Source organism: Streptomyces sp. NPDC091416, from assembly GCF_044756845.1.
GTDB lineage: Bacteria > Actinomycetota > Actinomycetes > Streptomycetales > Streptomycetaceae > Streptomyces.
Genome location: NZ_JBIVTU010000011.1, coordinates 192,869 through 202,350 on the forward strand (window position 1 = coordinate 192,869; position 9,482 = coordinate 202,350).

Annotated in this window: 10 protein-coding genes; 9 read left to right on the top strand and 1 reads right to left on the bottom strand. The window is 70.0% G+C overall.

What is annotated here, in order from left to right; genetic code table 11:
- Nucleotides 1-69: 69 nt before the first annotated feature.
- From recG to mutM, 8 genes are all read left to right on the top strand, one after another.
- The gene (gene recG, locus ACIQMX_RS29635) at nt 70-2,298 is read left to right on the top strand and encodes an ATP-dependent DNA helicase RecG (RefSeq protein ID WP_402482627.1); all 2,229 of its coding nucleotides are present in this window, start codon (nt 70-72) and stop codon (nt 2,296-2,298) included.
- Between the two features lie 116 nt (nt 2,299-2,414).
- On the top strand, nt 2,415-2,999 hold the full coding sequence (rsmD, locus tag ACIQMX_RS29640; protein ID WP_326657639.1) for a 16S rRNA (guanine(966)-N(2))-methyltransferase RsmD: 585 nt from the start codon (nt 2,415-2,417) through the stop codon (nt 2,997-2,999).
- A gap of 26 nt (nt 3,000-3,025) precedes the next feature.
- Entirely contained in the window at nt 3,026-3,505 is a 480-nt protein-coding gene (coaD, locus tag ACIQMX_RS29645) for a pantetheine-phosphate adenylyltransferase (RefSeq protein WP_363067990.1), read from the top strand.
- Between the two features lie 178 nt (nt 3,506-3,683).
- Entirely contained in the window at nt 3,684-4,796 is a 1,113-nt protein-coding gene (locus ACIQMX_RS29650; protein WP_402482632.1) for a cell division initiation protein, read from the top strand.
- 215 nt (nt 4,797-5,011) lie between these two features.
- Nucleotides 5,012-5,620 carry a DUF177 domain-containing protein gene (locus tag ACIQMX_RS29655; RefSeq protein ID WP_148022209.1) on the top strand — a complete coding sequence of 203 codons (609 nt, stop codon included), beginning with the start codon at nt 5,012-5,014 and terminating at the stop codon, nt 5,618-5,620.
- A 2-nt stretch (nt 5,621-5,622) separates the two neighbouring features.
- Nucleotides 5,623-5,796, top strand: coding sequence for a 50S ribosomal protein L32 (rpmF, locus tag ACIQMX_RS29660; RefSeq protein WP_003965982.1), 174 nt, complete (start codon nt 5,623-5,625; stop codon nt 5,794-5,796).
- A gap of 19 nt (nt 5,797-5,815) precedes the next feature.
- Nucleotides 5,816-6,637, top strand: a complete 822-nt coding sequence (gene rnc, locus ACIQMX_RS29665; protein ID WP_363067668.1) for a ribonuclease III — start codon at nt 5,816-5,818, stop codon at nt 6,635-6,637.
- A gap of 105 nt (nt 6,638-6,742) precedes the next feature.
- The gene (gene mutM / locus ACIQMX_RS29670; protein WP_363067666.1) at nt 6,743-7,597 is read left to right on the top strand and encodes a bifunctional DNA-formamidopyrimidine glycosylase/DNA-(apurinic or apyrimidinic site) lyase; all 855 of its coding nucleotides are present in this window, start codon (nt 6,743-6,745) and stop codon (nt 7,595-7,597) included.
- An 8-nt stretch (nt 7,598-7,605) separates the two neighbouring features.
- Here mutM and ACIQMX_RS29675 read toward each other — a convergent pair whose 3' ends face one another.
- Nucleotides 7,606-8,037: a winged helix-turn-helix transcriptional regulator gene (locus ACIQMX_RS29675; RefSeq protein WP_402482636.1), complete on the bottom strand. Its 432-nt coding sequence runs from the start codon at nt 8,035-8,037 to the stop codon at nt 7,606-7,608.
- 329 nt (nt 8,038-8,366) lie between these two features.
- Between ACIQMX_RS29675 and ACIQMX_RS29680 the strand changes: the two genes are divergently transcribed.
- Nucleotides 8,367-9,272 carry a hypothetical protein gene (locus ACIQMX_RS29680; protein ID WP_402482639.1) on the top strand — a complete coding sequence of 302 codons (906 nt, stop codon included), beginning with the start codon at nt 8,367-8,369 and terminating at the stop codon, nt 9,270-9,272.
- The last annotated feature ends 210 nt before the right edge of the window (nt 9,273-9,482 follow it).

Consider the following 9,482-nt stretch of genomic DNA (forward strand, 5'->3'; position numbering starts at 1 on the left):
CCATTCTGACCAGGAGTTTCGAGCGGTCCCGTGGTGCCCGGCGGACAACTGTCAGTGGTGTGGTGTGCAATGGATCGCGTGTCTGCGTTCGACGAACCCCTCAAGAAGCTGCTCGGTGGCGCCACCGCGAAGGTGATGGCCGAGCACCTCGACCTGCACACGGTCGGTGATCTCCTGCATCACTACCCGCGGCGGTACGAGGAGCGCGGCCGGCTCACGGCGCTGACCGACCTCCCGCTCGACGAGCACGTGACGGTCGTCGCCCAGGTCGACGACGCCCGCGTGATGACGTTCAACGGCGGCCGCGGCAAACGCCTCGAAGTGACCCTCACCGACGGGCACGGCCGGCTCCAGCTGGTCTTCTTCGGACACGGCGTCCACAAGCCGCACAAGGAGCTGCTCCCGGGCCGGCGGGCCATGTTCGCCGGCAAGGTGTCCGTCTTCAACCGCAAGATGCAGCTGGCCCATCCCACGTACCAGCTGCTGGACGCCGAGTCCGCCGACGAGGCCGGGGCGACCGAGGCCGTCGACGCGTTCGCCGGCAAGCTGCTGCCGATCTACCCCGCCTGCAAACAGCTCGACTCCTGGCGCATCGCCAAGGCGGTCGACGCCGTGCTGCCCAGCGCCCAGGAGGCGGTGGACCCGCTCCCGGCCACGCTGCGCGAGGGCCGCGGCTTCACCCCGCTGCCCGAGGCACTGGTGAAGATCCACCGGCCGCAGACCAAGGCCGACGTCGCCGCCGCCAGGGACCGGCTGAAATGGGACGAGGCCTTCGTCCTCCAGGTCGCCCTGGCCCGCCGCAGATACGCGGACACCCAGCTGCCCGCCGTCGCCCGCAAGCCGGTCCCCGGCGGACTCCTCGACGCCTTCGACGCCAAGCTGCCGTTCACCCTCACCGACGGCCAGCTCAAGGTCTCCAAGGAGATCTTCGACGAGCTGGCCACCGAGCACCCCATGCACCGGCTGCTCCAGGGGGAGGTCGGTTCGGGAAAGACGATGGTCGCCCTGCGCGCCATGCTGGGCACCGTCGACGCCGGCGGACAGGCCGCCATGCTCGCGCCCACGGAGGTCCTCGCGCAGCAGCACCACCGGTCGGTCACCGAGATGATGGGGGAACTGGCCGAGGGCGGCATGCTGGGCGGCTCCGACCAGGGCACGAAGGTGGTGCTGCTCACCGGCTCGATGGGCATGGCCGCCCGCCGGCAGGCCCTGCTCGACCTGGTCACCGGCGAGGCCGGGATCGTCATCGGGACGCACGCCCTGATCGAGGACAAGGTGCAGTTCCACGACCTGGGACTGGTCGTGGTCGACGAGCAGCACCGCTTCGGGGTGGAACAGCGCGACGCCCTGCGCTCCAAGGGCAAGCAGCCGCCGCACCTGCTCGTCATGACCGCCACCCCCATTCCCCGGACGGTCGCCATGACCGTCTTCGGCGACCTGGAGACCTCCGTCCTGGACCAGCTGCCGGCCGGGCGCTCGCCGATCGCCAGCCATGTCGTCCCGGCCAAGGACAAACCCCACTTCCTCAGCAGGGCCTGGGAACGGGTGCGCGAAGAAGTGGAGAACGGCCACCAGGCCTACGTGGTCTGCCCCCGCATCGGCGACGACGACGAGGACGACGCCGCCAAGAAGAAGGGGAAGAAGAAGGCCGCCGAGGAGAAGGCCGAGACGGAGGGGGACAAACGCCCGCCGCTCGCCGTCCTGGAGATCGCCGGGCAACTGGCCAAGGGCCCGCTGACAGGGCTGCGCATCGAGGTGCTGCACGGCAGGATGCACCCCGACGACAAGGACGACGTGATGCGCCGCTTCGCCGCGGGCCAGGTGGACGTCCTGGTGGCCACCACCGTCATCGAGGTCGGCGTCAACGTCCCCAACGCCACCGCGATGGTGATCATGGACGCGGACCGGTTCGGCGTCTCCCAGCTTCACCAGCTGCGCGGCCGCGTCGGCCGCGGATCCGCTCCCGGGCTCTGCCTGCTGGTCAGCGAGGCCCACGAGGCGAGCCCCGCCCGAGCCCGTCTCTCCGCGGTCGCCGCCACCCTCGACGGCTTCGAGCTCTCCCGGATCGACCTCGAACAGCGGCGCGAGGGCGACGTCCTCGGACAGGCCCAGTCCGGGGTCCGCTCCTCGCTCCGGGTCCTGAGCGTCATCGACGACGAGGAGGTCATCGCCGCCGCCCGCCAGGAGGCCGTCACGGTCGTGGCCGCCGACCCGGACCTGGAGCACCTGCCCGAACTGCGGATCGCGCTCGACGCCCTGCTCGACAAGGACCGTGAGGAGTACCTCGACAAGGGGTGACGTGCGAGGGGAGGGCGGGCGCCCGCGGGAGCCCCGCCCGCCCCGACGCCATATCGTGGGTGGCACGGCGCCCGCAGCACCCTGCGCGCCGCCCCCGACCCGAGGACCAGACACCCATGACCCGCGTGATCGCAGGGGTGGCCGGCGGACGCCGCCTGGCCGTCCCGCCCGGCACCGGCACCCGCCCCACCTCGGACCGGGCGCGCGAGGGCCTGTTCTCCACCTGGCAGGCACTGCTCGGCACCCTCGACGGCATCCGGATCGCCGACCTCTACGCGGGCTCGGGAGCCGTCGGCCTCGAAGCGCTCTCCCGCGGAGCGGTCCACGCCCTGCTCGTCGAGGCCGACGCCAAGGCCGTCCGCACCGTCCGGGACAACGTCCGCACCCTGGGCCTGCCCGGCGCCGAGGTCCGCGCCGGCAAAGCGGAACAGATCGTGACAGGACCGGCGCCCGCCGATCCCTACGACGTGGTCTTCCTCGATCCTCCCTACGCCGTCACCGACGACGATCTTGGCGAGATCCTGCTCACACTCCGTGCCCAGGGGTGGCTCACGGGCGATGCGCTCGTCACGGTAGAACGCAGCACCAGAGGCGGAGAATTCAGCTGGCCCAAGGGATTCGAGCCATTGCGGGCCCGTCGCTACGGCGAGGGAACGCTTTGGTACGGTCGCGCCGCCGCTACGTGCGAAGACGCACGATGACCGGACCGGAGAGCGAGGGAATCAAGTTGCGCCGCGCCGTATGCCCGGGGTCGTTCGACCCCATCACCAACGGACATCTCGACATCATCGGCCGCGCCTCGAAGCTGTACGACGTCGTACATGTCGCGGTGATGATCAACCAGTCCAAGAAGGGCCTGTTCACGGTCGACGAGCGGATCGATCTGATCCGCCAGGTCACCGCGGACTTCGGCAACGTCCAGGTCGAGGCCTTCCACGGGCTGCTGGTCGATTTCTGCAAGCAGCGCGACATCCCGGCGATCGTGAAGGGCCTGCGGGCCGTCAGCGACTTCGACTACGAACTCCAGATGGCCCAGATGAACAACGGGCTCTCGGGCGTCGAGACGCTCTTCGTGCCGACCAACCCGACCTACAGCTTCCTGTCGTCCTCCCTGGTCAAGGAGGTGGCGACCTGGGGCGGAGACGTCTCGCACCTGCTGCCTCCGCTGGTCCACGAGGCACTGACCGAGCGTCTCGCTCAGCAGTGAGTCACTGACGGTCCGTCACCAGGGCTTTCCCCGGGGCCGGGTCGGTCGGGGAGCGGCGCCGGCGCATGCGAGCCCGGCCCGGCCCCATGCAGAGCCCTCCAGGTGTCGGGCGGGCGCCGACTGGCCGTACAGTCGTCCCGTCCGTCTCCAATCGGCAGTAGAGAGTGGCGAGCACACGGTGGACGTGCAGAAGAAGCTCGACGAGATCGTCGAAGCGGTCGGGAACGCCCGGTCCATGCCCATGTCGGCGTCCTGCGTGGTCAACCGCGCCGAACTGCTCTCGATGCTGGACGAGGTGCGCGAGGCCCTGCCCGGCTCGCTCGCCCAGGCCGCGCAGGTCATCGGCGGCCACGAGCAACTCGTCGAGCAGGCCCGCCAGGAGGCCGGCCGGATCATCGAGAGCGCCCATGCCGAGCGCGGTTCGCTCATTTCCGGCACGGAGATCGCCCGGCAGTCCCAGGCCGAGGCCGACCGGATCCTCGGTGAGGCCCGCAAGGACGCCGAGGAGGTCCGCGCCGAGGCCGACGAGTACGTCGACAGCAAGCTCGCCAACTTCGAGGTCGTCCTCACCAAGACGATCGGCTCGGTCGACCGGGGCCGAGAGAAGCTCCTCGGCCGCGGCCAGGGCTTCGACGAGCAGGGCTACGAGGACCCGGACTTCGCCGAGGCCCCCGAGCGCAGTGCCGACCCGGCCACGCTCCAGCGCCGGGCCGACGAGTACGTGGACACCAAGCTCGGCGCGTTCGAGGCGGTGCTCGCCAAGACCCTGGAGGCCGTCGGCCGGGGCCGGCAGAAGCTGCACGGCCGGGTCGCCACCGACGACCTCGGTGCGCACATCGCCGCGCAGGACGCCGCGGGAGCCCAGGGCCACACCAGTGACGAGGACCACTGGGCCGGTCTGGCCGAGATCGCCACCCCGGAACCGCTTCCGGTGCCCCAGCAGCACGCCGAGCCGCAGTACCAGGCGCAGCCGGAGCCGCAGTATGCGCAGACGTACGCGTACCAGGAGCAGCCGCACGACGCGTACCAGGGCCAGGCCCAGCAGTCCGACCCGTACGCCGGCTATCAGCAGCAGCCCGACCCGTACGCGGGGTACCAGCAGCAGGGCTACGACCCGAACCAGGTCCAGGTCCCCATGCCGGCGCCGGGCTACGACGCCTGGCAGCAGCCGGTACAGGCCCCGCAGCAGCCCCTCCAGCAGCACGGCGAGGGCGCACTGGACGAGACCAGTCTCTTCGACACCAGCATGATCGACCTGGAACAGCTCCGGCGCTACGAACAGGAGCGCTGAGCGCTTCCGGGGGTCCGGTCCCGGTCCAGGATCAGGGCCGGATTGGGAGCTGGGCGGTGTGTCCAGTATCCTGGCTCTTCGGTCGCGCGTATGTCCGCGATCCCGGCTGCCCGCTTCGACTCCGAACCGGTCGGCCCACCCCCACCACGCGTGATGCGCATGATTCGAAAGCAGGAAAAGCCCTGAACGGCCACCTCGACCACCGCAACCCTCTCGTGTTCGATACGCACGAGCTGGGTCGGCGTCCGGGTGCCCTCAAGCGGCTGACCCGCTCGGCGGACGCCCCCAAGGATCTCGGTATCGACGGGGTCATCGGTGTACCGGAAGGTGCGCCGGTGGAGCTGGACGTCCGCCTCGAATCGGTCATGGAAGGTGTGCTTGTCACAGGCACCGCCCGTGCATCCGCCGAGGGGGAGTGCGTAAGGTGTCTGGAGCCGCTGAGCCTTCAGGTGGAGGCGGACTTCCAGGAAATGTTCTCGTACCCTGACGCCGATGACCGGAACCGCAGCAAGACCGCGGACCCGGTCGACGACGCCGAGGACGACGAGGACAGGTTCTTCCTCGAGGACGGCTTGTTCGACCTCGAGTCGGTGCTGCGTGATGCGGTGGTGCTCGCACTGCCGATGCAGCCGGTGTGCACGGAGACCTGTGCCGGCCTGTGTTCCGAATGCGGAATCAGGCTGGACGAGAATCCGGGCCACCACCACGATGTCGTCGACGCTCGATGGGCGGCATTGCAAGGACTCGCCGAGACCGTTCAGGACGGCGAGAAGGACAACATGGGCGGCGCCGGTCCCGGCGTCGACGAGAAGCAGGAGAAGTAGCCGTGGCTGTTCCGAAGCGGAAGATGTCGCGCAGCAACACGCGCCACCGCCGGTCGCAGTGGAAGGCTGCGGTCCCCACCCTGGTTTCGTGCGAGCGTTGCCAGGAGCCGAAGCTGCAGCACATCGCGTGCCCCAGCTGCGGCACGTACAACAAGCGCCAGGTCCTCGAGGTCTGAGCGGCTGGTGAGAGGCCCGATGTCTGAGTTGTCCCACGCCAAGAAGCAGGCAGACAACGTCAACACAGCCTCGTCCCACACGCTTCTGGAAGGGCGGCTCGGGTACCACCTCGAGTCCGCCCTTCTGGTGCGTGCGCTGACCCATCGTTCGTACGCGTACGAGAACGGCGGTCTGCCCACCAACGAACGGCTCGAATTCCTCGGCGATTCGGTGCTCGGACTGGTGGTCACGGACACGCTGTACCGCACACACCCCGACCTGCCTGAAGGCCAGCTGGCCAAATTGCGGGCCGCGGTGGTCAACTCGCGTGCGCTTGCGGAAGTGGGCCGCGGCCTCGAACTCGGCTCCTTCATCCGGCTCGGCCGCGGTGAAGAGGGCACGGGTGGCCGGGACAAGGCGTCCATCCTCGCCGACACCCTTGAAGCGGTGATCGGTGCCGTCTATCTCGATCAGGGCCTTGACGTGGCCTCGGAGCTGGTTCACCGGCTCTTCGACCCGTTGATCGACAGGTCCTCGAACCTCGGTGCCGGCCTGGACTGGAAGACCAGTCTCCAGGAGCTCACCGCGAGCGAGAGCCTCGGAGTCCCCGAGTACCTCGTCACGGAGACCGGCCCGGACCACGAGAAGACCTTTACTGCTGCTGCTCGCGTCGGTGGTGTCTCGTACGGCACCGGCACCGGCCGTAGCAAGAAGGAAGCGGAGCAGCAGGCGGCCGAGTCCGCCTGGCGCGAGATCAGCGCAGCCGCGGAAGCACGGGAGGCCGCGGAGAAGTCCGCTGCCGACGGAGGGGCCGCCGACCCCCCTGCCGACCCGGCGTCCACGGACGTTGCTCCTGCCTGAACCCGAGAACCCCCCGGCGCCCTGCGCACCGGGGGGTTCTCTCTGTCCCGACCCGTTTCCGAACCGTCCTCCGGGCGCTTCGGCCCCCACGTCAGGAGCGCTACCGTGCCCGAGCTGCCCGAGGTCGAAGTCGTCCGGCGAGGTCTTGAACGCTGGGTCGCCGGGCGCACGGTCGGCGAGGTCGAGGTCCTGCACCCCCGTGCGGTCCGCAGGCATCTCGCGGGTGGTGCGGACTTCGCGGCCCGGCTCGGCGGTGTCCGTCTCGGGACGGCCATGCGCCGCGGCAAGTACCTGTGGGTGCCGCTCGACGACGCGGCCACCTCGCTCCTCGGCCACCTGGGCATGAGCGGCCAGCTCCTCGTACAGCCCGAGGGCGCACCCGACGAGAAGCATCTGCGGATCAGGATCTGCTTCGACGACACCGTCGGCACCGAACTGCGCTTCGTCGACCAGCGCACCTTCGGCGGCCTCTCCCTCCACGAGAACACCGCTGAGGGACTGCCCGACACCATCGCGCACATCGCCCGCGATCCGCTGGACCCGGCCTTCGACGACGCCGCGTTCCACACCGCGCTTCGGCTGCGCCGCACGACGGTCAAGCGCGCTCTGCTCGACCAGTCGCTGATCAGCGGTGTCGGCAACATCTACGCGGACGAGGCGCTCTGGCGCGCCAGGCTGCACTACGACCGGCCGACGGCGACCCTGACCCGCCCCAAATCGGCCGAGCTGCTCGGCCATGTCCGTGACGTGATGAACGCGGCGCTGGCACAGGGCGGCACGAGCTTCGACAGCCTCTACGTGAACGTGAACGGCGAGTCCGGCTACTTCGACCGCTCGCTCGACGCCTACGGGCGCGAGGACGAGCCGTGCCACCGCTGCGGTACGCCGATGCGGCGCCGCGCCTGGATGAACCGGTCGAGCTACTTCTGCCCCCGCTGCCAGCGTCCGCCGCGACCGTAGGGGTCTCGTCAGCTGCCGGCGCGGGCCTCGTCGTACCGGCCGCGCGCCGCCAGGACCTCCGACATCCGGCCCTCGACCAGCTGGATGAGGTCGAGCAGCTGTTCGGCGACCCGCCGTCCCAGCGGTGTGAGCTCGTAGTCGACGCGGGGCGGATTGGTCGGCTGGGCCTCTCGGTGCACCAGCCCGTCGCGCTCCAGCGCGTGCAGTGTCTGGGAGAGCATCTTCTCGCTCACCCCGTCGACCCGGCGCCGCAGCGCGTTGAACCGGAGGCTGCCCTCGTACAGCGCGCCGAGCGTCAGGCTGCCCCAGCGGCCGGTGACGTGCTCCAGGGTGGTGCGCGAGGGGCACTGCTTGGAGTACACGTCGAAGGAAAGCCGGTCGTCCTGGCAGCCGTTCGATTCGCTGCTGCTGCGGTGTTCGCCGCTGCCGGTGTCGTCCATGAGGATCAGCCTACGCCCGCACAGCGCTTTCCACAGGGTTGCGCCTTCTGTGAGTGAGCTCGGGTCTCGGGCTCGGAGCGGACGGTCGCGCGCAGGGGTGCGGATCGGAGCCCGCAGAGCGTGTCGGCCGGGCGCTCCAGCATCCTGCGCGGCTTCCTGCCACACGAGTTCGGCTGGGAGAGGCACCGCGAAGGGCCATAGGGTGCAAATCGGTGCGCAGTTTGTATGGGACGACACCTCGGGCACTTCTCGGTCGACCATCTGCCCGCGCGCCGCAGGACGAATCCTCGTGGCTGAGCATGCGCGGCAGACACCTTCAAAGGAGTGACATGCTCACACGAAAGTCTCTCGTCCGGACCGCCAGAGTGCTCTGCATCGGCACCGCCGCCACACTCGTCCCGATGGCTGTGGCCCCTGTCGCCTCGGCCGCGACATTGCCCGTGGCGTGCAGCGAGACCGCCCTGCAGGCCGCCATCAACGCGGCCAACAGCACACCCGCCGGTGACACCCTGAACCTGGCGCGTGGCTGCAGGTACCAGCTGACCACCGAACTGCCCGCCGTGACCTCTCCGATCGTCGTCAACGGCAACAGCGCCACCCTCGTCCGGACGGCGGGGACGTTCCGCATCCTCACGGTGAACGGCGGCACCCTGACCCTGCGATCGGCCACGCTCGCCAACGGTGACGCCACGGGCAGCCCGGTCGCGAACGGCGCCGGCGGCGGCGTCGTCGTCACCGGCGGGGGCACCCTGAACCTCACCGGCAGCGTGATCCGGAACAACCACGCCGGCTTCGGCGGTGGCCTCAGCGTGTTCAACGGCTCGCAGGTGACCGTCGGTCAGAGCGTCTTCACCGGCAACAGCGCCACTCAGAACGGTGGGGGCCTCGTCAGCGACGGCGCGGTGACCGTCGGAACGTCGCAGTTCAGCGGGAACACCGCCGGCACCGCGGGCGGCGGCATCGCCAGCATCGGAGTGCTGACGGTCGGCACCAGCAGTATCGTCCGCAACACCGCGCAGACGGGCGCCGGCCTGGCCAACGGTGTGCCCGCCGCCGCCGGTGGCACCTCCACGGTGACCGCCAGCAACATCAGCAACAACGCGGCCGACGCCACCAACCCGGGCGGCGTCTACAACAACGGCGGCACCGTGACCCTGCGCTTCAGCCGGGTGGGGGCCAACACCCCGAACAACTGCCTCAACAGCCCGAGCCCGGTCCCCGGCTGCCTCGGCTGACCCGCGCCCCGTCATCGCCGGCCCGGCCCCGGTTCGAGACCGGACCCTTGCCCGGTCCCTGACCTGGCGTGGGCGTGGGGCTGCGCAGAACGAGTCCGGGCCCGGGGCCGGGGCGCGGTAACCCCCCCCCCGGGGCCCCCCCCACAGCAAAGGCGCCCCCCCGCGGCCCAAAAACAAAAACAAAAAAAACGTGGACCACCCCCCCCCCCG